Raw genomic sequence first — 24,031 nt, 5'->3', positions numbered from 1 at the left:
GTTGTTCGATTATCGAACGGATAGTCGATTATCGGATTGTTCGCCGATCGGGCCGGGGGTAGCTTTCCATCACCCGGCGAACCTTGCGCCCTGGATAACAGAACGAGATCGACATGGCTGAAATCATCTCCCTGCGCGAAGCGGTCGAGCGCTTCGTCAACGACGGCGACACCGTCGCCCTCGAAGGCTTCACCCACCTGATCCCCACCGCCGCTTCCCACGAGCTGATCCGCCAGAACAAGCGCGACCTGACCCTGGTACGCATGACGCCCGACCTGGTCTACGACCTGCTGATCGGTGCCGGCTGTGCGAAGAAGCTGGTCTTCTCCTGGGGCGGCAACCCGGGTGTCGGTTCGCTGCACCGCCTGCGCGATGCAGTGGAGAAAGGCTGGCCCCATGCGCTGGAAATCGAGGAACACAGCCATGCCGACCTGGCCAACTCCTATGTGGCCGGTGCCTCCGGGCTGCCGTTCGCGGTGCTGCGCGCCTATGCCGGCTCCGACCTGCCCAAGGTCAACCCGTTGATCAAGAGCGTGACCTGCCCCTTCACCGGTGAAGTGCTGGCGGCCGTGCCCTCGGTGCGCCCGGACGTGACCGTGATCCACGCACAGAAGGCCGACCGCAAGGGCAACGTGCTGCTCTGGGGCATCCTCGGCGTGCAGAAGGAAGCGGCCCTGGCGGCCAAGCGCTGCATCGTCACGGTGGAAGAGATCGTCGACGACCTCGACGCGCCGATGAACGCCTGCGTGCTGCCCACCTGGGCCCTGACCGCCGTCTGCCATGTGCCCGGCGGCGCACACCCGTCCTACGCCCACGGCTACTACGAGCGCGACAACCGCTTCTACCAGGCCTGGGACCCGATCGCCCGCGACCGCGAGGCCTTCAGCGCCTGGATCGACGACTACATCCGCGGCACCGAGGACTTCGCCCAGTTCCAGCAGAAAATTGCGGAGGCCAAGCAATGAGCGCCCAATCCACTGGCTACAGCACCAATGAAATGATGACCGTCGCCGCCGCCCGCCGCCTGAAGAACGGCGCGGTCTGCTTCGTCGGCATCGGCCTGCCGTCCAAGGCGGCCAACCTGGCGCGCCTGACCTCGTCCCCGGACGTGGTGCTGATCTACGAATCCGGCCCCATCGGCGCCAAGCCCACGGTGCTGCCGCTGTCCATCGGTGACGGCGAGCTGGCCGAGACCGCCGACACCGTGGTGCCCACCGGCGAGATCTTCCGCTACTGGCTGCAGGGCGGGCGCATCGACGTCGGCTTCCTCGGCGCCGCCCAGGTGGACCGCTTCGGCAACATCAACACCACCGTGATCGGCGACTACCACACGCCCAAGGTGCGCCTGCCCGGTGCCGGTGGCGCGCCGGAGATCGCCGGCTCCGCCAAGGAAGTGCTGATCATCCTCAAGCAGTCCCACCGCACCTTCGTCGACAAGCTGGCCTTCGTCACCTCGGTCGGCCATGGCGAAGGCGGTGACTCGCGCCAGCGCCTGGGTCTGCCCGGCAAGGGCCCGGTGGGCATCATCACCGACCTGTGCATCATGGAGCCGGAAGCCGGCACCCACGAATTCATCGTCACCTCGCTGCACCCGGGGGTGACCCGCGAGCAGGTGGTCGAGGCCACCGGCTGGCCGATCCGCTTCGCCGACAGCGTCAGCGAGACTCTCGCCCCGAACGAGGAGGAGCTGACCGCGCTGCGTGCCCTGGAAGCCCGCACCGCCGCCGCCCACGGCCAGCAGGGAGGTGAGGAATGAGCCGCGACGTATTCATCTGCGATGCCGTGCGCACGCCCATCGGTCGCTTCGGCGGCGCCCTGGCACCCGTGCGTGCCGACGACCTGGCGGCCATCCCGCTCAAGGCGCTGATCGAGCGCAACCCGCAGGTGCGCTGGGACGAAGTCGACGAAGTGTTCCTCGGCTGCGCCAACCAGGCCGGCGAGGACAACCGCAATGTCGCGCGCATGGCGCTGCTGCTGGCGGGCTTGCCGGAGAGCGTTCCCGGCGTCACCCTCAACCGCCTCTGCGCCTCGGGCATGGACGCGGTGGGCACCGCCTTCCGCGCCATCGCTGCCGGGGAGATGGAGCTGGCCCTGGCCGGCGGCGTCGAATCCATGTCCCGCGCGCCCTATGTGATGGGCAAGGCGGACAGCGCCTTTGGCCGCAGCCAGAAGATCGAAGACACCACCATCGGCTGGCGCTTCATCAATCCGTTGATGAAGGCGCAGTACGGCGTCGACGCCATGCCGCAGACCGCCGACAACGTCGCCGACGACCAGCAGGTCAGCCGCGAAGACCAGGACGCCTTCGCCCTGCGCAGCCAGCAGCGCGCCGCTCGTGCCCAGGCTGAGGGCTTCTTCGCCGAGGAGATCGTCCCGGTGGTGATCAAGGGCAGGAAGGGCGACACGGTGATCGACCAGGACGAGCACCTGCGGCCCGAGACCACCCTGGAGGCCCTGGCCAAGCTGAAGCCGGTCAACGGTGAAGGCAAGACCGTCACCGCTGGCAACGCCTCGGGCGTCAACGACGGTGCCGTGGCGCTGATCCTCGCCAGCGCCGAGGCGGTGAAGAAACACGGCCTGACCCCGCGCGCCAGGGTGCTGGGCATGGCCAGTGCCGGCGTGGCACCGCGGGTCATGGGCATCGGCCCGGTGCCGGCGGTGCGCAAGCTGCTGGAGCGCCTCAACCTGGGCATCGACCAGTTCGACGTCATCGAACTCAACGAAGCCTTCGCCGCCCAAGGGCTGGCTGTGACCCGTGACCTCGGCCTCGCCGACGATGACGCCCGGGTCAACCCCAACGGCGGCGCCATCGCCCTCGGCCACCCCCTGGGCGCCAGCGGCGCACGCCTGGTGCAGACGGCGTTGCACCAGTTGGAGAAGTCCGGCGGCAAGCTCGGTCTGGCCACCATGTGCGTGGGGGTGGGGCAAGGGCTCGCCCTGGCCATAGAACGGGTGTGACAGGCTACTGCGTTCGCTACGGCTGCTGTGCGCGGCGCAGCTGTAGGAACGCTCCCTGGAGCTGCGAGGCACGTGATGGGTTTCGCTCCGCTCTACCCATCCTACGGCTGGTCGGCGTGATGCAGCCGTAGGGTGGCTTCAGCCCACCATGACCCATCCGACGTAGCGGTTTGAGCTCGCTACGCCTGATGTGCCGGGCGAAGTGCGTAAAGGCTGGTCGTGACGGGCCGGCTGCTATAAAACGATTCACCTTCCTGATTTCCGGAGCACTGGCTTGAACAGCCCGAGCAACCAACTCTTCGATGCCTATTTCACCGCGCCGGCCATGCGCGCGATCTTCTGCGACCACGGCCGGGTGCAGGGCATGCTGGATTTCGAGGCCGCGCTGGCCCGCGCCGAGGCCCGCGTCGGGGTGATCCCTTCCGAGGCGGTGGCGGCCATCGAGGCGGCCTGCAAGGCCGAGCTCTATGACTTCCCCGCCCTGGCCGTGGCCATCGGCAGCGCCGGCAACTCGGCGATTCCGCTGGTCAAGGCGCTGGGCAAACGCATCGCCGCCAGCGACGCCGAGGCCGAGCGCCATGTGCACCTGGGCGCCACCAGCCAGGACGCCATGGACAGCGGCCTGGTGCTGCAGCTGCGTGCTGCCATCACCCTGCTGGAAAACGATCTCGCCACGCTCGCCGAGGGCCTGGCCGGGCAGGCGCGCCTGCATGCCGATACGCCGCTGGCCGGGCGCACCTGGCTGCAGCACGCCACGCCCGTGACCCTGGGCATGAAGATCGCCGGCTGGCTGGGTGCGGTGACCCGTCACCGCCAGCGCCTGGCCGAGCTCAAGCCGCGCCTGCTGTGCCTGCAGTTCGGTGGCGCCTCCGGCAGCCTCGCGGCGCTGGGCGACAAGGCCTTCGCCGTGGCCGGTGCCCTGGCGGAGGAACTGGACCTGGCCCTGCCCGAGCAGCCCTGGCACACCCAGCGCGATCGCCTGGTGGAGTTCGCCAGCCTGCTGGGGCTGGTCGCCGGCAGCCTGGGCAAGCTGGGGCGCGACCTCAGCCTGCTGATGCAGACCGAGGCGGGTGAGGTCTTCGAGCCCGCGGCGCCGGGCAAGGGCGGTTCGTCCACCATGCCGCACAAGCGCAACCCGGTGAGCGCCGCCGTGCTCATCGGTGCCGCCACCCGTGCACCGGGCCTGGTGGCGACCCTGCTGGCCGCCATGCCCCAGGAACACGAGCGCAGCCTGGGCCTGTGGCACGCCGAATGGGAAACCCTGCCGGAGCTCTGCTGCCTGGTATCCGGCGCCTTGCAGCAGGCGCTGCTGGTGGTCCCGGGCCTGGAGGTGGACGCCGCGCGCATGCGCCGCAACCTGGACCTGACCCAGGGGCTGGTGCTGGCCGAGGCGGTGAGCATCGCCCTGGCCCAGCGCATCGGCCGCGACGCCGCCCACCACCTGGTCGAGCGGTGTTGCCGCCAGGCGGTGAAGGAGGGGGCGCACCTGCGTGCCGTGCTCGGCGCCGAGCCCGAGGTCACCGCGCAACTGTCCGCCGACGAGCTGGACCGCCTGCTCGATGCGGCCCACTACCTCGGTCAGGCGCGTCGCTGGGTCGACCGCGCCGTGGCCGAGCATCAGAATTTCTCGCGTTAGGAGCCTTTGCATGCCTGCCGTACGACTCGCCGATGGCGACCTGAACTACCTGCTCGAAGGCCCGGCCGATGCGCCGGTGCTGGTCCTCAGCAACTCCCTGGGCACCGACCTGCACATGTGGGACGCGCAGGCCGCGGCCTTCGCCGAACACTTCCGCTTGCTGCGCTACGACACCCGTGGCCATGGCGGCTCCCTGGTCAGCGAAGGCCCCTACAGCATCGAGCAGAACGGCCGTGACGTGCTGGCCCTGCTGGATGCGCTGGATATCGCCCAGGCCTCGTTCTGCGGCCTGTCCATGGGTGGGCTGATCGGCCAGTGGCTGGGAATCCATGCGCCGGAGCGCATCCAGCGCCTGGTGCTGTGCAACACCGCCGCCAAGATCGGCACCCCGGATGTGTGGAACCCGCGCATCGAGACGGTGCTGCGCGATGGCCAGGCGGCCATGGCGGCCCTGCGCGATGCCTCCATCGCCCGCTGGTTCACCCCGGACTTCGCCGAGGCGCAACCGGCCAAGGTCGAGCCCATCGTCGCCATGCTGGCGCAGACCTCGCCCCAGGGCTACGCGGCCAACTGCGCGGCGGTGCGCGACGCCGACTTCCGCGAGCGACTGGACGCCATCCGCGCGCCGACCCTGATCGTCTGCGGCAGCGGCGATGCGGTGACCACGCCCGAGCATGGCCGCTTCCTGCAGGCGCATATCGTCGGGGCGGAGCTGGTTGAGTTCGCCGCCGCGCACCTGTCCAACGTCCAGGCCGGTGAAGCCTTCACCCGCCGGGTGCTGGACTTCCTGAACGCCAAGGGCTAGCGAGGAGCGACCGATGGACGAGAAAGAGCGCTACGAAGCCGGCATGCAGGTGCGCCGCGCCGTGCTGGGCGATGCCCATGTCGACCGCAGCCTGCAGAACCTCACGCCCTTCAACGAAGAGTTCCAGGAGATGATCACCCGCCATGCCTGGGGCGATATCTGGACGCGCCCGGGCCTGCCGCGCCACACCCGCAGCCTGGTGACCATCGCCATGCTCATCGGCATGAACCGCGAGGGCGAGCTGCGCCTGCACCTGCGCGCCGCGAAGAACAACGGGGTCACCCGCGACGAGATCAAGGAAGTGATCATGCAGAGCGCCATCTACTGCGGCATTCCAGCCGCCAATGCCACCTTCCACCTGGCCGAATCGGTGTGGGACGAGCTGGGCGTGGAATCGCTGCAGGACTGACCCGCGAGCCATACAAACGCCGCCCGGACCCCGCATCCGGGCGGCGTTTTTGTGTGTGCGGCGTATCCCGTTCACGCACCAAGGCCACCGCCGCTGGTTGCACCTGTAGGGGCGAATTCATTGGCTCTGTCTGCGTTAGCTGTTGTGGTTTTAATGCAAGTGCTCAAGCACGGTCCTTTCCGGGCGCCCAAGGGTTCGTGCCGCCTCCACCGCATGGGTTTCGCTTCGCTCGCGGAACGCCGCCCGACCCATCCTACGAAAGCCTTTGCGTACCACGTGGCGATGCGCTGGACGAAGAAAGTTGGAGCAGCCGCCAACGCCCCTCCAGGAGGCCGAACGCAGTCGTTGCGCCGGGGGACGAGCGGCATGGATGCCGCGAGAGGCGCGCCAGGCCATGGATGGCCCATCGCGCCGGCCCCCAGAGCGACGATGGAGTGAGGGAACCCCGGCGAAGCCGGGGCCGGATGATGGGGCAAGCCTCTTTGGTTTCTTTCTTGGCGACTGAAGAAAGAGACTCGCCCGGGGGGCGAAACCAGAAACATCATCAGAGCTCGGCAATCAGCTGGGCTCAAATCCTCTAGCAACACTTAACGCAGACATAGCCAATTCATTCGCCAAGCAGGCCGCAGGGCTGCCCTCGCACCGCGTTCACCGGAGGCACCGCCTGGTGGATGAAAAGAGCGTCATCCACCCTACGCACCGGTGGCGTTTTTGATCGGGCACGGTGGCGCTGCCCCCTGTGGGAGCGGCTTCAGCCGCGAAAGACCTTCCGCCGGCACCTGGCGCCGAGCGACCGGATACCTCATCGCGAATGAACTCGCTCCTGTGAAAAAAGCCCGTCACAAGGACGGGCGAGGGGTTGCAGCTACGAGGATGAAGCGGGGATTCAGAGCAGCGAGAAGGGGTAGCTGACGATCAGGCGGTTCTCGTCGAAGCTGTTGGTGTTGCCCCAGTCGCGGCGCTGGCTGGAGTTGCGCCATTTCACCGCCAGGCTCTTGAAGGTGCCGGACTGCACCACGTAGGCGAGCTCGCTTTCGCGGCCCCATTCCTTGCCGTCGGTGACGCTGCCCGTGTGCACGTTGGAGCCGTGGATGTAGCGGTTCATCAGGGTCAGGCCGGGGATGCCGAGGGCGACGAAGTTGTAGTCGTGGCGCAGTTGCCAGGACTTCTCCCTGGCGTTCTCGTAGCTGGAGTTGTAGCTGTCGTTGGCCAGGGTGCCGCCACTGGTGCCGTTGACGCGCATCCAGGCGTCGTCGCCGCTGACCTTCTGCAGGCCGAGGTAGAAGGTGTTGCCGCCGATCTTCGCCGAGAACAGGCCCGACCAGGTGCGGTTGTCCAGGTCGCCGGCCAGGGCGCTGCCGTCTTCCTTGCCGTCGAACCAGCCGATATTGGCGCCCAGGGTCCAGTCGCCGATGGGCTGGCTGTGGGTCAGTTGCAGGTAGTTCTGCCGGTAGATGTCCTCCAGTTGCGCATGCCAGGCGCCGACCAGGGTGCGGCCTTCGTTGAAGGTGTATTCGCCGCCGGCGAAATCGAAGCGGTCCGAGGTGAAGGCCGCGCGGCCGTTGAGCGACATGTCTTCCATGCTGGCGTCGTTGCGCGGGCTGTTGCCATGGAAGCGGCCGGCGTAGAGGGTCAGGCCGTCGAGTTCCCTGGAGGTCAGCTGCGCGCCTTCGAAGGTCTGCGGCAGGGAGCGGCCATCGTCGGAACGCAGGATCGGCAGCACCGGCATCCATTCGCCGACCTTCAGCTCGGTCTTCGACAGGCGCATCTTGCCGGCCACGCCGAGGCGGCCGAAGTCGTCGGCGGGGCGCCCGTCGTCGTGCACCGGCAGCAGCTGGGTGCCCCGGGTGCCCTTGCCGCCGTCGAGCTTGAGGGCATACAGGCCGAGCACGTCGACGCCCAGGCCCACCGTGCCCTGGGTGAAGCCGGAACGGGCGTCGAGGATGAAGCTCTGGGTCCATTCCTCCGCCTGGTCCTGGGTGCTGGAGCCGACGAAGTTGCGATTCATGTAGAAGTTGCGCGCCGTCAGGGTGGCCGTGGCGTCCTCGACGAAGCCGGCTTCGGCGGCGGATGCGGCACCGGCAGCGATGGCCAGGGCGACGGCGAGCGGCAGGCGGGCGCGGGAAAGGCGGTGGGTGTGAAGCTGTTGCATGGTGTGCGTGCCTCTTTGCTTGTTGTTTTCAGGCATGGGGTGCCCGTTCCGCGCCGAGGGGCGCGAAAGGGCGGGTGCGGTCGAGTGATGGGGGCTCGCGAGAGCCCCGGCGGATCAGTGGCTGGCGACGCGCAGGCTGTCCTGGCGGCTGCTGTCGTACTGGGTCTTGTCCATCGGCTTGGCGTTCGGCTTGCCGAGGTCCTCCATCTGCAGGCGGTAGGTCTCGGGTGCCAGGTAGGCGGCGAGGGCGCAGAGGCAGGTGATGGCGAAGGCCAGGCTGCCGACGATCACCGGCACGTTGTCCGAGCCGGGCGGCGCGACGGCGGCGAACAGCGCCGGCAGCATGGCGGTGAGCATGGTGCCGATGTTCTGCGAGATGGCCATGGCGGAGACGCGGTAGCGGGTCTGGAACAGCTCCGGGTAGAAGCTCGGGAACACCGCGTTGTAGCCCTGGTAGACCATGCCCCACATGAGGATCGACATGCCGAAGGCCAGGGGCACGTTGTGGATGCTGATGGCGTAGAGGTAGGCGAAGGCGAGCAGGCCCGAGCCCAATGCACCGGCGATCATGGTCGGGCGGCGGCCGATGCGGTCGGAGAGGTTGCCGACGAAGGGGATGACCAGCACGGCGACGATGTTGCCCACCACCGGGATCCACAGGTAGACGCTCTTGTCGAAGCCGATGCCGTAGGCCGGCTGCACCGCATAGGCCGCGCCGAAGATGGTGGCGACCACGGGGACCACGTTCATCAGCGCCATGAAGGTGACCAGGATCATGTTCTTCCAGCTGTGGCGGAAGGCTTCGGTGACCGGCGACCTGGCGACCTTCTGCTGCGACTCCTCGTTGACGAAGGCCGGGGTCTCGTGGACTTCACGGCGGATGATGTAGCCGGCCACCAGCACCAGGGCGCTGAGCAGGAAGGGAATCCGCCAGCCCCATTCGTTGAAGGCGTCGCTGGGCATGAAGTAGGCCAGCGGCAGGAACACCGCGGCGGCCATGACCTGGCCCGCCTGCACGCCCTGCAGGGTGAAGCTGGCGTAGTAGCCGCGCCGGCCGAAGGGGGCGTGTTCCATGATCATCGAGCTGGCCCCGGAGATCTCCCCGGCCACGGCGAAGCCCTGGATCAGGCGCAGGATCACCAGCAGCACCGGCGCGAGGATGCCGATGTCGTGGTAGGTCGGCAGCAGGCCCACGGCCATGGTCGAGATGCCCATGAGGAACATGCACAGCAGCAGCACGTTCTTGCGGCCACGGGTATCGCCCCAGTGGCCGAGCACGAAGGCACCGATGGGGCGCGCCAGGTAGCCGACGCCATAGGTGGCCAGCGAGGCGACGATGGCGATCTTCGGGTCGGTGGAGGGGAAGAAGATCTGCGGGAAGATCAGTGCCGCCGCCTGGGCGTAGATGAAGAAGTCGTAGTACTCGAGGGCGGAGCCTATCCACCCGCTGGCAGTTGCTTTCTTGGCTTGGGAGCTTGAGGGAGTAGCCATCGTTGTCTCCGTTGTTCTTGTCTGTACGCCGGGCAAGCGGGCTCGACCGGTAGTGTGCCGGGTCGAATGAGGTGCACGCAGGCTTGGCCGGACTGGCGGTGCCCTCGGGGGCACGCGCCGGGTTGACCGGTCTGGTTCAGGGAGTGCTGCCGGGGATGGCTAGGCTGTTCGCGCCCGGGGTTCGAGTCGCGGCGGGGCTGGCGGGGGGAGGAGTGCGGTGAGGCGGCTTGGAGTGAGCATGAGGATTTACCCGATTCTTGAAATTGTTATGTGGTGACGCTGGGTTTCGATTGCGTTTTGCCGTGGCGTTTTCAGCAGGCTGCACCGGCGGCGGGTTGCAATGTGGTGAAGATGGTTGCGCAGCGAGCGAAATACCGTCAATTCGATAACCGGCCTTCTGTTCGGTAATCGAACACAAAACTAACCAGTTCGTACATTTCAATTGCTGGGCGGACTTTAGCTACGAATAATCGATTGCGCTACGGCCTCCACGCAAAATCCCGGCCTCGCATCGGGAGGCGTGTCGGCCATCCATGCCGCCGGTCGCAGAACCGGCGCCCTTGCCAGGAGCTCAAGCATGCAGCGTTCGATTGCCACCGTCTCGTTGAGCGGAACCCTGCCGGAAAAGCTCGAAGCCATCGCCGCCGCCGGTTTCGACGGCGTGGAGATCTTCGAGAACGATCTTCTCTACTACGCCGGCAGCCCTCGTGAAGTGCGCCAGCTGTGCGCCGACCTGGGGCTGGCCATCACCTTGTTCCAGCCGTTCCGCGATTTCGAGGGTTGCCGCCGCGACCGGCTGCAGAGGAACCTCGACCGCGCCGAGCGCAAGTTCGACCTGATGCAGGAACTGGGCACCGACCTGGTGCTGGTGTGCAGCAACGTCGCCGCCGATTCCCTGGGCGATGAGCGCACCCTGGTGGACGACCTGCGCCTGCTCGGCGAGCGCGCCGGTGCACGTGGCCTGCGCATCGGCTACGAGGCCCTGGCCTGGGGCCGCCACGTCAACACCTGGCAGCAGGTCTGGAACCTGGTGCGCCAGGCCGACCACCCGGCCGTCGGGGTGATCCTCGACAGCTTCCATACCCTGTCGCTCAAGGGCGATCCGCGCGCCATCGCCGACATCCCCGGCGAGAAGATCTTCTTCGTGCAGATGGCCGATGCGCCGATCCTGGCCATGGACGTGCTGGAGTGGAGCCGCCACTTCCGCTGCTTTCCGGGGCAGGGCGAGTTCGACCTGCCGGGCTTCCTCGCGCCCATCCTGCGCAGCGGCTACCGCGGCCCGCTGTCCCTGGAGATCTTCAACGACGGCTTCCGTGCCGCGCCGCCTCGGGCCAACGCCGCCGATGGCCTGCGCTCGCTGCTGTACCTGGAAGAGAAGACCCGCGACCTGTTGCGCCAGGACCCGACACCGCCGGCCGACCTCGATGCGCTGTTCGCGCCGCCGCCGGCCGGCCGCTACGACGGCGTGGAGTTCCTCGAATTCGCCGTGGACGGCGAGCAGGGCGCGCGGCTGGCCACCTGGCTGGAGCGCCTGGGCTTCGCCCGCGCCGGCCAGCACCGCTCCAAGGACGTCAGCCTGCTGCGCCAGGGCGATATCAACATCGTCCTCAACGCCGAACCCTATTCCTTCGCCCACGGCTTCTTCGAGGCCCATGGCCCGTCGCTCTGCGCCACCGCCCTGCGCGTGGCGGACAGCGCCTCGGCCCTGGAGCGGGCGCGGGCCTACCGTGGCCAGCCCTATCGCGGCCTGGTCGGCCCCAACGAGCGGGAGATCCCCGCCGTGCGTGCCCCGGACGGCAGCCTGATCTACCTGGTGGAGCCCTCAGCGCCAGGGCAGACCATCTACGACAGCGACTTCCGCCTCGACGCCACCGCGCAGGCCCGCGGCAGCCTCACCCGCATCGACCACATGGCCATGGCGCTGCCGGCCGATGGGCTCGACAGCTGGGTGCTGTTCTACAAGGGCCTGCTGGATTTCGAGGCCGACGACGAGGTGGTGCTGCCTGACCCCTACGGCCTGGTGAAGAGCCGTGCGCTGCGCAGCCGCTGCGGCAGCGTGCGCCTGCCGCTGAACATCTCGGAGAACCGCAACACCGCCATCTCCCACGCGCTGTCCAGCTACCGGGGCTCGGGCGTGCACCACATCGCCTTCGCCTGCGACGACCTGTTCGCCGAGATCGCCCGGGCCAAGGACGCCGGCGTGCCGCTGCTGGACATACCGCTCAACTACTACGACGACCTGGCCGCGCGCTTCGACTTCGACGACGAGTTCCTCAGCGAGCTGGCCTACTACAACGTGCTCTACGACCGCGACGCCCAGGGCGGCGAGCTGTTCCACGTCTACACCGAGCCGTTCGAGGGGCGCTTCTTCTTCGAGCTGCTGCAGCGCAAGGGCGGCTATGTCGGCTACGGTGCGGCCAACGTCGCGGTGCGCCTGGCGGCGATGGCCAAGGCGCGCAGCGGCGCCGCACGCCAGGCGAAGCTCTAGCCGATGGGCGGGCCGGCGCTTCCTTCGCAGGGGCGACCGGCCCATAATCCGGCCGGTATGCATTGGCCTGAGTCCCGTATGACCATCACCGCTGACCTGCCCGACGAGCCTGTCGAGACACCCCGCAAGAGCCGCAAGAACAACCCGGAGAAGACCCGCGAGAACATCCTCCAGGCGGCCATCGTCGAATTCGTCCAGCAGGGCCTCTCCGGTGCCCGGGTCGATGCCATCGCCGAGCGCACCCAGACCTCCAAGCGGATGATCTACTACTACTTCGAGAGCAAGGAGCAGCTCTACCTGCGGGTGCTGGAGAAGCTCTACGGCGACATCCGCCACACCGAGGCGCAGTTGCACCTGGCGGAACTGGAACCGCGCGAGGCGATCCGCCGCCTGGTCGAGTTCACCTTCGACCACCACGACCGCAACGTCGACTTCGTGCGCATCGTCAGCATCGAGAACATCCAGCACGGGCAGTACATCCGTGAGTCCGATGCCATCGGCTCGCTCAACGTCACCATCCTCGCCAGCCTCGACGACATCCTCCGGCGTGGCGTCGAGGCGGGTGCCTTCCGGGCCGGGGTGCAGGCCATGGACGTGCACCTGCTGATGTCGTCGTTCTGCTTCTACCGCGTCTCCAACCGCCACACCCTGGGCGCGATCTTCGCCATCGACCTCAACGAGGCCGATGTGAAGGCGCGTCACAAGGAGATGATCGTCGAATCGATCCTGCGTTTCCTGAAGGCCTGACCCCCCTGCGGGATCAGGTGCCCAGCAGCTGGCGCTGGCGCAAGGCCGGTGCGCTGGTCGGGAACAGCGGGCGGGTGGGGATGTAGCGGGCGAGGGCGCAGGCGGCGGCGATGCGCTGGCGCTGGTAGCCGGTCTTCAGCACCTCCAGGCAGCGCGCCTCGCTCAGGGGCTGGCCCAGCAGGTAGCCGCTGCCACGGTTGAAACGTTCCTGGTTGGCCTGCCACCAGGCTTCCACCCGCGCCGGGTCCGGCCAGGCCAGGTCGGTATCCGGGTCCATCTCCACGTTCGGGTCCTCGGGGTCGTCCGTGGGCCCGGCGTCGTAGTCGGGGTGCACCTTCAGCTCCAGGTCCAGCTCGGCCAGATCCGCTCCGGTGATCAGGGTGAAGGCTTCGCCGGCCACACGGGCATGGGGCAGGTCGCCCATCTGCTGGATCAGCCAGGGCACCGTCACCGGGTCACCGAACAGGCCGGTGGCCTGGATCACCAGGCGCCGGTGCTCGGGGCTCTGCATCAGCCCGCGCAACCAGGCGATGCTGGCCTCGCGGGGTTGCCAGCAGAGCAGGGTGTCGAGGGCCCGCAGGCGGAACGCGCCTTGTTGTTCGGCCAGCAGGCGCAGCGGGCCCAGGGCCTCTTCGTCACCCATCTGCACCGTTGCCCAGTTGGCCCAGAAGCGCACCGCCTCGTCGGCGTGCAGGCGGTGGGCGCGGATGGTCTGCATCAGGTCGCGCCGGCGCAGCTCGCCGGCGGTGCGCGCGGCACGGGCCAGCACCCCGGGGTCGGCGTGGGACAGCCCGGCGATCAGCGCCGGGCCCGGGTCGCGCCGGTGCATGCCGCAGGCGGCCAGGCCCAGGCGGCGGAACAGCGGTTCCTGGGATGAGAGCAGGCGTTCGATCCAGGGCTCGACCTTCTCCCACTCCAGCCAGCCGAGGGCGGCGGTGAAGGCCCGCTCGCCGTCCGGCGCCTTGCGCAGGTGCTCGGCCAGGGTGGACAGCGCCGGGCCGTTGCCGGCCATGAAGGCCAGCGCGGTGGCGGCGAACACCTCGCCGGTGGCCAGCGGATGCAGCCCCTTGAGCAACAGGTCCAGCCCCTTGAGCCCGGCCACCAGCAGCCCGTCCAGGTGCGCCTCGATGCGGCCATCCAGAGTGCGCAGGTGCTTGAGGTCGTAATGCGGCGCGCGCACGGCATAGTCGCGCAGGCCGGCGAGGAAGCCGGCCTCTTCGGCGTGCTGGTCGAGGACGATGGGGATCATCAGTCGACCCGGGTCCAGGTCTGGCCGTCGAAGGCCATGACATCTTTCTTGCCGAAAGACCAGAGCACGCCATCGGCGGCGCTCAGGTGGTAGGTGGTCCAGGCCTTGTCAGCGCCGAAATCGACGGGAACCAGCTTGTCGCCGGCCAGTTTGAACACGCCTCTGTAGGTCGACAGATAGAGTGTCTCGCCATACCAGGCGAGGTCCCAGATGTCCTCATCCATGCTTTCGTGCTCGATGCTCTCCCAGCTGTCGCCACGGCCGCGGATCAGAAGACCCTGACGCGCTGCGATGTAGACGTTGCCGTCCCCAGCGCAGAGGACACTGGTCAGCACGACGTTGGTCGGGCTGCTTTTCTGATCCCATTTCTGTCCATCGAAATGCCAGATCTCGCCATCCCAACCTACCGCGTAGATATCCGAAGACGAGAAGCCGTCGATGGACTCGAAGCCCTTGACCTCCCCGACAGCAGGTCGAATGGTCTGGTCGAGACAACGCCAGTCATCTTCGTTCTCGCGGCGATACACCTGGCGACCCATGCCAACAGCGTACGTGCGGTTCTCGATGGTGCGCAGCTTTCTGAGCAGCCCCCGTGTTTCTGGAGAACCATCGGGAGTGGTGATCTGCTCGTCGCTCTGTTTCCCACTGCCAAATAGCTTCACTTCACCGTGAGCCGACATGGCGATCATTTGCTCATGGGGGAATTTGCTCACCGCCATGCTGGCCGTGGCCCAGGTCACTGCGCCGATGTAACCAAGGTTGCTGCCATCGATCTCATGGAAGTGGCTGTGCTCCACCTCGGCCGGTACGGCATCGTCCTGCGATGCGGTATAGGCGAGGTCGTGATAGCGCACGCAGCCGGATACGTAGGTGTGTCTGGTGTTGAGTCCTAGAGTCATCAATTTCTCCCGAGAAATTATCGGCCGCTTGGTGCGGATGCGGATGCGGCGGCCAGGCGGGACGAGCGGGCTACGACAGCCGCATTGGCTGCCTTCTCTGCTTCGTCTCCCTTGTAACCGGTGGCAATGGAACGACATTGGGTCGAGTCGTCGATGCCCTGTTTGTTGTGGTAAGCGTCCAGCTGCGCTTCAAGGCAGGCAGGTTCGCACTTGGACTCCGGGAAGCTCTTGCCTACTGCATCGACACCGAAGGTTTTTGCCTGCTTGTAGGTGAGGCTGACGACGGAAGTCTGCTTCCCACCTTCAAGCGGCAAGGCCTGGGTGGTCGCGCCGCTGTTGAGGGCGGCGGTGCTCTGGTAGGTGTGCATCAGCCCGTGAGTACCGTGATATTGATTGCAGCCCTCCACGCAGATGCATGGGGCCTTGTCGGCGTTGTAGTTCGCGGTCCCCTCAATGGCCGTCGAGTTCGAGCCGCCTCGCCCCACGTTGTAGAACGAGCCGGCCTCAACGACGTGGTGCCCGGTTTGTCCCGGGCAGCAGCCGGGCTGTTTTCCGGTAGGCGCATAAGGGCTCAATTGGCATCGACGGGCCCTGAGGCACTCCTTTGCCGCAGTCTTGTCCGCATAAGCATCGGCTTCATCCTTGGTGGAGGGCTTGCCATCTGGAGGACAGGGGCTGGGGCCGTCCGCCTTGTGCGGGGTGAACTCCTTGCACGCCTCCTTTTCCTTCTTGATGTCGTCCTTGCAAGGTCCTTCTTCCTTGGATACTGCCATTTCGTCGAGATAGGGCCAGGTCGGTGTGTTGCCGGGCATCGATGCGTGGTTGTGCGTCATCAGGTCCATGTGGCGGACGACGTTCTCACCCTCGAACTTCACGTCCATCGACCAGGCGGTGTAGTAGACCTTGCCTTTGATCTTGCTGGTGACGACCCCTTTCTTCGGTGCGCAGCCCGCCTCGTCGCCGGTACTGGTCTTGAAGTAGCTCTTGTTCTTGAGCATCGCCTCCTTGCCGGTGATCTTGATCGTGCGGGTGCCATTGGTGGTGTCGCTGGCCATCCCGGTGTTGGGGTAGGGGATGGGGACGCCAGGGGGAGTAGGAGGCGCCTGGGGCGGGGTGAAGCAGACGTCGGGGAAGCAGGCGATGGATTTGCCGCTTGCCGACTTGCAGGATACTTCCATGTTGTTGGCGAAAACCTGGTTGGCCATCAGGCAGCCCTCACATGTTGGTAGCTCAAGAGGACGACGGCACGTTGTCCTGCATCGTTACCCAGGTGGCAGAAGATGTTGGGACCCTCGCCATAGCCCTTGCGCGAAGCGGCCAGTGCAACGGAAAGCATTGCAGGGCCAATGGCGGCCCCGCACTCTCCGATGCAGTCCGCTGGGTGCCAGATATCGAAGAACTCCTTGCGCACCCGCAGGTTCCTGCTCATCGCCAGGGATGCTTCCTTGAAGTAGTACTGTTCCCCGGATAGATCCGTCAGCCGGTAATCCATGCTCTCCAGGCCACAGCCTGCCTCGGCGAGAGCGGCCCGTATCGCCTGGGTGAGGCCTTCCGCTCTCAGTGGAGTGTCTTCTGCTTCGATGTTGGCCTGCTCGATACCGAAGCCCAGGCCGATACAGGCCAGCTGTGGGTTTTCATCGAGGCGTGGCAGGCCAAGCACGACAGCGGCGGCACCTTCACCGGGTATGAATCCGTTGGAGTTGCGACTGGTCAGCAACCGTTCCCGTTTGTCATAGCTCTCCAGTGTCGAGGCATCGAGAAAGGAGTCGACTCCGGCAACCAGTACATAGCGGTGCCCCGCGGCAAGGAGCTTGCGGGCATTGAGCAGCGCTACGGCACCGCTGACCCTGCCACGTGCAATGACACTGGAAGCCTCATGGAACTCGATACCGAGTTCGCGCTGGATGTCATGCAGCAGGCTGATGTCCAGGTTCGCCAACCTGCCGGGGCGCTCGGCCTCGGCCAGGCCCAGCAACAGCGGCGTCTGGTCGGGTTGACAGCCGGGCACGCTGCGCACCGCCTCGGCTATCGCGCGGGCGGCCATCTTGACCAGCTTTACCCGGCCCCGCCAGGGCTGTTCCAGGGGAACTGTCGAGCCGATCTGCCATTCGCCACCGCTGTCCATAAAGCGGGTTTCCTGGAAGTTGTCGATGGCACAGCGAATGGCTGCGCAACTGGAGGGCGCGTCATGGCCGACAGCTGTCACCATGCCGGAGCCGAGGACGCAGAAACTGGTCATTAGGATTGCTCCTGCGCATCGGTGCGCCGGGCAGCGGTCAACGACGAAAGTGATGGGTAGTAGTCCTTGCCAAGGGCCTTGGCCCGCCACCAGGCAGCTGACTTGGTGCCTACCAGCACCTGGGTGATCTCGAACATGTTCCTCCTCAGCGCCCGGCTCGCGCGCCAGGTGATCTCCACCTTGCCGGCGTCGGTGTCCACCACCAGCGTGTCGATCACCGCCTGCACCGTCTCGTGGCCGCCCTTTTTCAGGAAGAAGGTCACCGGCACCTGCATCCTCGGCACCTTGAAGCCTGCGCGCTCCTGCTTGGTCAGGTTGAGCAGCAGCACATCCTCGCCGCCCTGCAGGTACTCGGTCTGCTGGTCCGGCGGGGCGGCCTGGTAGTAGCGGGTGTCGAAGTCCGGCGGCAGGAAGGGGAAGTGGTCGGCCAGCCAGGCCTCGTCATAGGTGCCGGCATAGCCGATGCGCGGCGGCCAGTGGCGGCCGATGGGGCCGAGGGCCATGGGGGTGAAGTCGCCGTTGGGGCTGTCGATCGGCTGGCCCAGGGCTTCGGTGCTGGGCATGGGCATGCCGACGATCTCGGCGGTGCCGGCGCTCTTGGGGTACCAGCCGATGCCGGCCGGGTTGGGCAGGTAGGTCTCGGCGAAGTCCGGCCGCTCGGCCATGGCGTGGCGGCCGCCGAAGGCGTGGGCGTAGCCGATGTCCTGTTCGAGGAAGGGCTGCGGGACACCGGGGCTGGCGCCGAGCATGCCGGGCTGCCACTGGCGCGGGCCGAGCACGCTGAAGGCCTTGCTGACCCGGCCGAGGCGGATGCCGGCGGTGATCTGGGTGGCGGGGCGGCCGTTGGGGGCATGGGCCTTGCCCATCACCAGCACGTCGCAGAAGGGTTTGACCGGGGCGAAGTCCATTTCCTGGCGTGGCGCCGAGAGGCCGGGCTCGCCGACGTATTCGTCGGCCATCAGCAGCGGGCGCTGGACCTCGGCCAGGCGCGCCTCGCTGCCATCGAGCGGCAGGTCGAAGGTGCCCTTGGCGACCACCACCAGGGATTCGCGCCCGTCGGGGGCCAGGCCCTGGGTGTAGGCGGCCGTCAGGCGGGTGGCGTTGAGCAATTCCATGTATGCGGCTCTGTCAGTTGATCTGCACCGAACCGCCCTTGATGCGGTTGACCCCGGAGGAGCGGCTGGACAGGTAGGCGCCCTTGATCAGCACCTTGCCCTCGCGGGTGAGGGTGATGCTGGCCTTGCCGCAGCGCAGGACGATCTCGCGCTCGGCCGAGAACTCCAGGCGCTCGCCGTCGATGTGCGCCACCGAAGGCTCCCTGCGGGTCTCCGGCAGGCGCTGGATGCGGCCGATCACCAGGGGCAGGGCGGGGTCGCCGCCGACGAACATCAGCGCCACCTGGGTGCCGATGTCCTCGCGGGCGAGCACCGTGGTGGTGGTCGCGGCGATGCCGGTCTCCGACGGGCAGCCGGGGAAGGCCACCACCGGGCTGGAGGCCTCGGGCACGTCGAGGAGGATGCCGATCACCACGCCATCGAGGCGGGTGGCGGCGGGGGTGTGGATCTGGACTGTCATGCTCTGTACTCCCTGACCGAGCGCGGGCTCAGTTCTGCAGGATCTTCTGACCCTTGACCACGACGTTGCTGCTGGCCTTGATGTTGATCGCGCCGGAGCCGTCGATGGTGATGTTCTTGCCACGGATGACGATGGTGCCGTCCTTCTTCATGGTGATGCTGGCGGAGCCGGTGACCAGGCTGATGGAGTCGCCGGCGTTGAGCGAGAAGTTCTTGCCGATGTCGACGCTGTCGTTCTGGCCGACGTCGGTGCTGCGGTTCTGGCCGATGCTGCGCGACTCGTTCTTGCCGATGCTGGTGGTCTGGTTGCTGCCGATGTCCACCTGCTCGTTGGCCCCCACGCTCTCGGTGCGGTCGGCGCCGATGGTGATGTTCTCGTTGCTGCCCACGCTTTCGGTGCGGTTGCTGCCGATGGTGATGTTCTCGTTGCTGCCCACGCTCTCGGTGCGGTTGCTGCCGATGGTGATGTTCTCGTTGCTGCCCACCTTCTCGGTGCGGTTGGCGCCGATGGTGATGGTCTCGTTGCTGCCGACGTCCTCGGTGCGGTTGACGCCGATGGTGATCTTCTCGTTGTTGCCGACCTTCTCGGTACGGTCGACACCGATGGTGATGGTCTCGTTGTTGTCCACGGTCTCGGTGCGGTCGTGCTTCACGTGCACCGTTTCGTCGTGGTCGATGGTCTTGGTGCGGTCATGGCCGACCCAGTGGGTCTCGTCGTTCTCGACCTCGATGTCCTGGTTCTTCTCCGCGTGGATGAAGAGCTGCTCCTCGCCCTTCTTGTCCTCCATGCGGATCTCGTTGAAGTTCGCCGGCGTGCCGCCCTTGCTGGAGCGGCTCTTGGTGCCGCTCTGAGTGGCATTGGCGGGCAGCTCGTAGGGCACGGTCTGCTCGGCGTTGTACACGCGACCGGTGATGATCGGGCGGTCGGGGTCGCCCTCGAGGAAGCTGACGATCACCTCCTGGCCGATGCGCGGGATCTGGATATGACCCCAGTTCTTGCCGGCCCAGGCCTGGGACACACGCATCCAGCAGGAGCTGTTCTCGTTGGACTGGTCATGCCGGTCCCAATAGAAGTGCACCTTCACCCGGCCGTACTGGTCGGTCCAGATCTCCTCGCCCTTGGGGCCGACGACCATGGCCGTCTGCGGCCCCTGGACGATGGGCTTGATGGTGGTGGGCATCGGGCGGAAGGCCTGGGAGGCCTCGATGCAGTCCAGGGCGCTCTCGTACTGCAGCACGCCGCCGGTGGCGCCGCTCTCGTAGCTTTCCTGGCTGATGGAGTAGCGCGCGCCGACGATCAGGTACTCGCGGTTCTGGTCGTCGCGCGGGTAGCCGGTCATCTTGAACAGGTGCCCGGAGCCCAGGCCGCGCGCGTTGGTGCGCAGGTGCACGCGCTCGTACTGGGTCTGGATCGCCTCGATGCGGTTGCGTGCGTACTGCTCGCCGTCCTTGCTCTGCACGTACTCGCCCGGGTAGTCGTACAGCGGGTGCTCGGCATTGCTGTGCGGGCGGGAGACGGTGGAGCGCACCTCCAGGCGCGCGCTGGGGCGCTGGAAGTCGTAGTCGTTCAGCGCCAGGGAGCCGGGCTGCACCTCGCGGGCCAGGTGCCAGTCATAGATGTGGTCGCGCTCGCGCATCTGGTCTTCGAGCGGGTAGTAGGGCACGGAGGCGTAGTCGGCCACCGACTTGTGCGCGCCGTAGGCATCGGAGAGCACCAGCACGTGGCGCTCCTTCTCGTGGCGGAAGTAGTAGTAGATGCCTTCCTGTTCCATCAGCCGGCTGACGAACTCGAAGCTGGTCTCGCGGTACTGCACGCAGTACTCCCACTCGCGGTAGGAGCGTGACAGCGAATCCTCGAAGTCGGAGAAGCCCAGGTCGCGGAACACCTGCTTGACGATGTCCGGCACCGTCTTGTTCTGGAAGATGCGGCAGTCGGAGGTGCGTGACAGCAGCCAGAACCAGGGCCGCAGGCTGATCTGGTAGCCGGCGAACTGGCCGGTGCCGGCGGTCTGGCTGCAGCGGCAGGCGATGCCGTGGAAGTAGCGCTGGCTACCGTCGGGCAACTCCAGGGAGACGCCCATGGGCTTGCCCAGCAGGGCATCGAGCTTGATGGCGTAGTTTTCCGAAACCAGGCTCAGCTCGTAGTCGAAGAGCCGCCCCAGTTCCTCATGGCCATCGAGCCGGTCAAGGACCAGGACGTTGGGCCCGAGCGGGCTGCTGACCTTGGCCATGCGGGCCTGTTGTGTGATTGCCATGCTGTCCTTGCCTCGTGTACCACTGGGATCGGAGCGAACCGCCATCGGGCCGGCGCCAGGGGATCGACGCGGGGCGGGCAGGCCGGGATTTCCGGGGAAACCTGGGTCGAAGTATTAGCAGACGACGCTCGTCCCGGGCGCTTTTTCCGATATCCGCGAATCCATTCGGGGTGACGGGAAACAACCTTGCCGATCGGGCGGCAGGATTCTCGCCGGCGATTGTTGTAGTGCAGAGCGGCTCCGCTGTCCAGAGAGCGGATGAGCGAGCGCCGGCCGGCCTTCCCACTTCTGGACGGGGTTCACATTCGCAACGGCTGGGCGGGTGAGGGCGGGTGCTATGCTCGCCGCCTGCCCCAGCCCCGGAGCCCCCATGAACGACACCCTCGAACGTGCCATCGCCCTGGCCTGCCGTGTGCACGCCGGCCAGCGCGACAAGGCCGGCAAGGCCTATATCCTCCACCCCCTGCGCCTGATGCTGCGCTTCGACGATGCCGAGTCGCAGATGGTCGCCGTGCTCCACGATGTGGTGGAAGACGGCGACATCGGCCTCGACGACCTGCGCGCCCTGGGCATTCCCGAACCGGTGCTGGCCGCCATCGACTGCCTGAGCAAGCGCGAGGGGGAGGGCTACGAGGCCTTCATCGAGCGCATCCGCCCCAACCCGCTGGCCCGCCGGGTCAAGCTCGCCGACATCCGCGACAACCTCGATGTCTCGCGCCTGCCGCATCTCGATGACAAGGACCTGGCGCGGGTGGCCAAGTACCACAGGGCGTTGCAGGTGCTGGAGGCCCAGGGCTGACCTCGCGATTCCGGCCGGCCCGTAGGGGCGAATTCATTTGAACTTGGAAAACCACGTCCTTAGGTCGCGGTCATGAGTCATCGGCTCTGCCTGTGACGATGTGAGTTGAGAGCCCTGCAGGATGAACGCGTGTCGTAGGGTGTGCCGTGCGCACCTCCGCGCGGTGCTTCCGGCGAGTCCGAGGTGCGCGCAGCACACCCTACCTCCGGAGTAAGCGGCGGCTGCATGTTTCGAGGTCTGATTGCACCCTCTTCATAGGGGACCAAAAGCAAAGTCACGCTCTAAAAACGTGGATTTTTACTCGCGAAAAGACCTCTAGCACCTATCGCCTCCCATCGCGGATGAATCCGCTCCCACCCGACCTGCTCCCTGGTCGGTCGTGGGAAACCCGACAGGCCGCTCCCCGCGCAGATAAATCGAGACCTGGGGCATATCCAGCGGCCTTGCTCCTTGATGTTTGTTTCGCGTTCCCCGAAAATTTTTCGCCTCACCGGTTGTCGAACCCGCACCCCCGGGTCGCGGCGAGGTATTCGGCGACCCGCTCATGCGCGATACAGACTAGGGAAGGCCTTCAGCAGTGACTCTCTACCGACTCCACGAGGCGGATCTGGATATTCCGGACTCCTGGCAGGACCAGAGCATCAACATCTTCAAACTGCCCGCAACGGGCCCCGCCAAGGAAGCCAGCTTCGTCATCAGCCGCGACCCCAGCAAGGGCGATGGCGCGTTCGCCGACTACATCGAGCAGCAGCTTTCCACTGCGCGCCAGCAGTTGCCGGGCTTCGCCCTGATCAAGCAATGGGACATCAACATCCAGGGCTCGCCCGCCGTGCTGCTGGACTACACCTGGCAGCGCGAAGGCCGCCAGCTGATGCTGCGCCAGGTGTTCATCGAGCTCAGGGCCACAGTGCTGATCGCCACCCTCACCACCACGCCCCAGGACCTGCCGTACCACGAGCCGGCCTGGAAACAGGCGATGCAGACCTTCAAACCGCTGCCCCCGGCAGCCTGATCCGAGCGCCGCGAGGCGCCCCGCAGCAAGGACGTAGACGTACCTCATGGATGCACAGGCAGCGGCACGCCTAGGCGACGAGATAGCCCACGGATTCGGCGTGGCGGCCATGGTGGCCGGCGCGGTGGCGGGTGCGCTGATCGGCGCGGCGGTGATCGCCGCCACGGCGGCCACCGGCGGCGTGGCCCTGGCGGTGATGGCCGGCTCCATCGCCGGTGGCGGCCTCTCGATGTTCCAGATCCTCAAGGGCCTGAACACACTCTTCAACCTGCCGGAACCGACGACGGGGGCGTTGATACGGGGCAGCCCGAACGTCTTCATCAACCTCCGCGCCTCCATGCGTGCGGGGGAGGATGCCTCGTCCTCCTGCAGCGGCCTGCCGTGCAACCACCCCATCTGGCCCTTCGAGGTGACCATCGCCGAGGGCAGCGCCACCGTCTACATCAACGGCAAGCCGGCGGCGCGCATCACCAGCAAGATGGTTTGCGGCGCACACATCAAGAGCGGCAGCGAGAACACCTTCATCGGCGGCCCCACCGAGCGGGTCGCCTTCGTGCTGGACATCGAGGGCTGGATGCACACGGGGCTGGAGGCCCTGGGCCTGGCCGCCCTGGGCGTCGGCCTGGTGGTCGCGGCCATGGCCGGCCTGGCCGCGCTGGCCACTACCGTACTCATCGGAGGCGCCATCTTCGGCGGCATGGAGCTGCTGGGTGACCTGGGCGACCGCCTCGGCCCCGGCTACCGCGACCTGCTGCAGGGCGTGGCCGGCATGGCCATGCTCGGCCTGGGGCCGAAGATGGCGCGCCTGGGCCGCCCGGCGGCCGAAGTGCCCAAGTTCAAGCCGGGTTTCAGCGAGGCGGACATCCTCGCCATTCCCAAGAATTCGCGCCCGCCCGCCACGGACTACCTGACACCGGAATACGTGTCCCAGCACCTGGGCCAGTTCGACAAGGGCGCCTCGCGTTTCATGACCAAGGCGAACCTCGACAAATACGGGATCGCCCAGCGCGATGGCACCTCGTTCATAATGCCCAAGCACGAAGCCGACCAGTTGCTGGCCTCCACCAAGGGCGACAAGCGCGCCATGGAAGAGGCCCTGGGCCTGCCGAAGGACTTCCTCGAAAGCAACAGCCTGGTCCGGGTCGACATTCCGGAGCCGGGCAAGCTGAACCTGCGCATACCCTCGGGCAACGAGGCGGGGGCCAACGAATTCTGGATACCGGGCGGCAAACTGCCCAACGGCAACACCGAAGCCGTGATCGACGCTGGCAGCATCAGTCCCAGCGAGTTCAACTGGATACCCTTGGATCTATAGAGG

Annotated in this window: 20 protein-coding genes; 11 read left to right on the top strand and 9 right to left on the bottom strand. The window is 66.7% G+C overall.

The window, feature by feature from the left end:
* The first annotated feature begins 113 nt into the window (after positions 1-113).
* The 6 genes from ACYJSS_RS19150 to pcaC all read left to right on the top strand — a co-directional run bounded on the left by ACYJSS_RS19150 (position 114) and on the right by pcaC (position 5,808).
* Positions 114-965: a CoA transferase subunit A gene (locus tag ACYJSS_RS19150; RefSeq protein ID WP_111263921.1), complete on the top strand. Its 852-nt coding sequence runs from the start codon at positions 114-116 to the stop codon at positions 963-965.
* A complete protein-coding gene (locus ACYJSS_RS19145) occupies positions 962-1,756 on the top strand; it encodes a CoA-transferase subunit beta (RefSeq protein WP_236206656.1) in 795 nt (264 codons plus the stop codon). Before ACYJSS_RS19150 ends, ACYJSS_RS19145 begins: the two co-directional genes overlap by 4 nt.
* Positions 1,753-2,958, top strand: a complete 1,206-nt coding sequence (gene pcaF, locus ACYJSS_RS19140) for a 3-oxoadipyl-CoA thiolase (protein WP_111263919.1) — start codon at positions 1,753-1,755, stop codon at positions 2,956-2,958. Before ACYJSS_RS19145 ends, pcaF begins: the two co-directional genes overlap by 4 nt.
* Before the next feature lie 274 nt (positions 2,959-3,232).
* Positions 3,233-4,594, top strand: a complete 1,362-nt coding sequence (locus ACYJSS_RS19135; protein ID WP_275672251.1) for a 3-carboxy-cis,cis-muconate cycloisomerase — start codon at positions 3,233-3,235, stop codon at positions 4,592-4,594.
* A 10-nt stretch (positions 4,595-4,604) separates the two neighbouring features.
* Positions 4,605-5,399, top strand: coding sequence for a 3-oxoadipate enol-lactonase (pcaD, locus tag ACYJSS_RS19130; protein WP_236206657.1), 795 nt, complete (start codon positions 4,605-4,607; stop codon positions 5,397-5,399).
* A 13-nt stretch (positions 5,400-5,412) separates the two neighbouring features.
* Positions 5,413-5,808: a 4-carboxymuconolactone decarboxylase gene (gene pcaC / locus ACYJSS_RS19125; RefSeq protein WP_043245095.1), complete on the top strand. Its 396-nt coding sequence runs from the start codon at positions 5,413-5,415 to the stop codon at positions 5,806-5,808.
* An 886-nt stretch (positions 5,809-6,694) separates the two neighbouring features.
* On the opposite strand, the gene ACYJSS_RS19120 is transcribed toward pcaC, so the two are convergent.
* Together ACYJSS_RS19120 and ACYJSS_RS19115 are read right to left on the bottom strand one after the other, a co-directional pair.
* Entirely contained in the window at positions 6,695-7,960 is a 1,266-nt protein-coding gene (locus ACYJSS_RS19120) for an OprD family porin (RefSeq protein ID WP_111264808.1), read from the bottom strand.
* Between the two features lie 114 nt (positions 7,961-8,074).
* A complete protein-coding gene (locus ACYJSS_RS19115) occupies positions 8,075-9,451 on the bottom strand; it encodes an MFS transporter (RefSeq protein ID WP_236204795.1) in 1,377 nt (458 codons plus the stop codon).
* 577 nt (positions 9,452-10,028) lie between these two features.
* Between ACYJSS_RS19115 and quiC the strand changes: the two genes are divergently transcribed.
* Complete coding sequence (gene quiC, locus ACYJSS_RS19110) at positions 10,029-11,939, top strand: 3-dehydroshikimate dehydratase QuiC (RefSeq protein ID WP_111264807.1); 1,911 nt, start codon at positions 10,029-10,031, stop codon at positions 11,937-11,939.
* Between the two features lie 78 nt (positions 11,940-12,017).
* Positions 12,018-12,686: a TetR family transcriptional regulator gene (locus ACYJSS_RS19105; protein ID WP_236204796.1), complete on the top strand. Its 669-nt coding sequence runs from the start codon at positions 12,018-12,020 to the stop codon at positions 12,684-12,686.
* 13 nt (positions 12,687-12,699) lie between these two features.
* Here ACYJSS_RS19105 and ACYJSS_RS19100 read toward each other — a convergent pair whose 3' ends face one another.
* From ACYJSS_RS19100 to ACYJSS_RS19070, 7 genes are read right to left on the bottom strand one after another with little or no spacing between them, the layout of a single operon-like run.
* Positions 12,700-13,935 (bottom strand): TIGR02270 family protein, encoded by a 1,236-nt coding sequence (locus ACYJSS_RS19100; RefSeq protein WP_236204797.1) that lies wholly within the window; start codon positions 13,933-13,935, stop codon positions 12,700-12,702.
* Positions 13,935-14,834 carry a beta propeller repeat protein gene (locus ACYJSS_RS19095; RefSeq protein ID WP_236204798.1) on the bottom strand — a complete coding sequence of 300 codons (900 nt, stop codon included), beginning with the start codon at positions 14,832-14,834 and terminating at the stop codon, positions 13,935-13,937. The genes ACYJSS_RS19100 and ACYJSS_RS19095 overlap by 1 nt, the downstream gene beginning before the upstream one ends.
* 17 nt (positions 14,835-14,851) lie before the next feature.
* Positions 14,852-16,039, bottom strand: coding sequence for a PAAR-like domain-containing protein (locus tag ACYJSS_RS19090; RefSeq protein ID WP_236204799.1), 1,188 nt, complete (start codon positions 16,037-16,039; stop codon positions 14,852-14,854).
* A complete protein-coding gene (locus ACYJSS_RS19085) occupies positions 16,039-17,073 on the bottom strand; it encodes a beta-ketoacyl synthase N-terminal-like domain-containing protein (RefSeq protein WP_111264332.1) in 1,035 nt (344 codons plus the stop codon). Before ACYJSS_RS19085 ends, ACYJSS_RS19090 begins: the two co-directional genes overlap by 1 nt.
* Positions 17,073-18,188 carry a DUF2169 family type VI secretion system accessory protein gene (locus ACYJSS_RS19080; protein ID WP_236204800.1) on the bottom strand — a complete coding sequence of 372 codons (1,116 nt, stop codon included), beginning with the start codon at positions 18,186-18,188 and terminating at the stop codon, positions 17,073-17,075. Before ACYJSS_RS19080 ends, ACYJSS_RS19085 begins: the two co-directional genes overlap by 1 nt.
* A 13-nt stretch (positions 18,189-18,201) precedes the next feature.
* The gene (locus tag ACYJSS_RS19075) at positions 18,202-18,648 is read right to left on the bottom strand and encodes a DUF6484 domain-containing protein (RefSeq protein ID WP_236204801.1); all 447 of its coding nucleotides are present in this window, start codon (positions 18,646-18,648) and stop codon (positions 18,202-18,204) included.
* Positions 18,649-18,676: 28 nt separating this feature from the next.
* A complete protein-coding gene (locus ACYJSS_RS19070; protein ID WP_111264330.1) occupies positions 18,677-20,902 on the bottom strand; it encodes a type VI secretion system Vgr family protein in 2,226 nt (741 codons plus the stop codon).
* Positions 20,903-21,272: 370 nt separating this feature from the next.
* On the opposite strand from ACYJSS_RS19070, the gene ACYJSS_RS19065 reads away from it, so the two are divergent.
* The 3 genes from ACYJSS_RS19065 (at position 21,273) to ACYJSS_RS19055 (ending at position 24,028) form a co-directional block, all read left to right on the top strand.
* Positions 21,273-21,701: a GTP pyrophosphokinase gene (locus tag ACYJSS_RS19065; protein ID WP_236204802.1), complete on the top strand. Its 429-nt coding sequence runs from the start codon at positions 21,273-21,275 to the stop codon at positions 21,699-21,701.
* A 577-nt stretch (positions 21,702-22,278) separates the two neighbouring features.
* On the top strand, positions 22,279-22,713 hold the full coding sequence (locus tag ACYJSS_RS19060; RefSeq protein WP_111264328.1) for a DcrB-related protein: 435 nt from the start codon (positions 22,279-22,281) through the stop codon (positions 22,711-22,713).
* A 46-nt stretch (positions 22,714-22,759) separates the two neighbouring features.
* Positions 22,760-24,028: a PAAR domain-containing protein gene (locus tag ACYJSS_RS19055; protein WP_111264327.1), complete on the top strand. Its 1,269-nt coding sequence runs from the start codon at positions 22,760-22,762 to the stop codon at positions 24,026-24,028.
* Positions 24,029-24,031 lie beyond the last annotated feature (3 nt).

The organism is Pseudomonas sp. No.21 (assembly GCF_054558415.1).
This window is presented reverse-complemented; position numbering and strand designations above follow the sequence as displayed.

What these genes read in the sequence shown, in the direction of transcription:
- ACYJSS_RS19065 (WP_236204802.1), top strand. Translation starts at nt 21,273, where the DNA reads ATGAACGACACCCTCGAACGTGCCATCGCCCTGGCCTGCCGTGTGCAC.
- ACYJSS_RS19100 (WP_236204797.1), bottom strand. Translation starts at nt 13,935, where the DNA reads ATGATCCCCATCGTCCTCGACCAGCACGCCGAAGAGGCCGGCTTCCTC.
- ACYJSS_RS19150 (WP_111263921.1), top strand. Translation starts at nt 114, where the DNA reads ATGGCTGAAATCATCTCCCTGCGCGAAGCGGTCGAGCGCTTCGTCAAC.
- ACYJSS_RS19070 (WP_111264330.1), bottom strand. Translation starts at nt 20,902, where the DNA reads ATGGCAATCACACAACAGGCCCGCATGGCCAAGGTCAGCAGCCCGCTC.
- ACYJSS_RS19085 (WP_111264332.1), bottom strand. Translation starts at nt 17,073, where the DNA reads ATGACCAGTTTCTGCGTCCTCGGCTCCGGCATGGTGACAGCTGTCGGC.
- pcaD (WP_236206657.1), top strand. Translation starts at nt 4,605, where the DNA reads ATGCCTGCCGTACGACTCGCCGATGGCGACCTGAACTACCTGCTCGAA.
- ACYJSS_RS19095 (WP_236204798.1), bottom strand. Translation starts at nt 14,834, where the DNA reads ATGACTCTAGGACTCAACACCAGACACACCTACGTATCCGGCTGCGTG.
- ACYJSS_RS19080 (WP_236204800.1), bottom strand. Translation starts at nt 18,188, where the DNA reads ATGGAATTGCTCAACGCCACCCGCCTGACGGCCGCCTACACCCAGGGC.
- ACYJSS_RS19120 (WP_111264808.1), bottom strand. Translation starts at nt 7,960, where the DNA reads ATGCAACAGCTTCACACCCACCGCCTTTCCCGCGCCCGCCTGCCGCTC.
- pcaC (WP_043245095.1), top strand. Translation starts at nt 5,413, where the DNA reads ATGGACGAGAAAGAGCGCTACGAAGCCGGCATGCAGGTGCGCCGCGCC.
- ACYJSS_RS19115 (WP_236204795.1), bottom strand. Translation starts at nt 9,451, where the DNA reads ATGGCTACTCCCTCAAGCTCCCAAGCCAAGAAAGCAACTGCCAGCGGG.
- quiC (WP_111264807.1), top strand. Translation starts at nt 10,029, where the DNA reads ATGCAGCGTTCGATTGCCACCGTCTCGTTGAGCGGAACCCTGCCGGAA.
- ACYJSS_RS19145 (WP_236206656.1), top strand. Translation starts at nt 962, where the DNA reads ATGAGCGCCCAATCCACTGGCTACAGCACCAATGAAATGATGACCGTC.
- ACYJSS_RS19090 (WP_236204799.1), bottom strand. Translation starts at nt 16,039, where the DNA reads ATGGCCAACCAGGTTTTCGCCAACAACATGGAAGTATCCTGCAAGTCG.
- ACYJSS_RS19105 (WP_236204796.1), top strand. Translation starts at nt 12,018, where the DNA reads ATGACCATCACCGCTGACCTGCCCGACGAGCCTGTCGAGACACCCCGC.
- ACYJSS_RS19075 (WP_236204801.1), bottom strand. Translation starts at nt 18,648, where the DNA reads ATGACAGTCCAGATCCACACCCCCGCCGCCACCCGCCTCGATGGCGTG.
- pcaF (WP_111263919.1), top strand. Translation starts at nt 1,753, where the DNA reads ATGAGCCGCGACGTATTCATCTGCGATGCCGTGCGCACGCCCATCGGT.
- ACYJSS_RS19055 (WP_111264327.1), top strand. Translation starts at nt 22,760, where the DNA reads ATGGATGCACAGGCAGCGGCACGCCTAGGCGACGAGATAGCCCACGGA.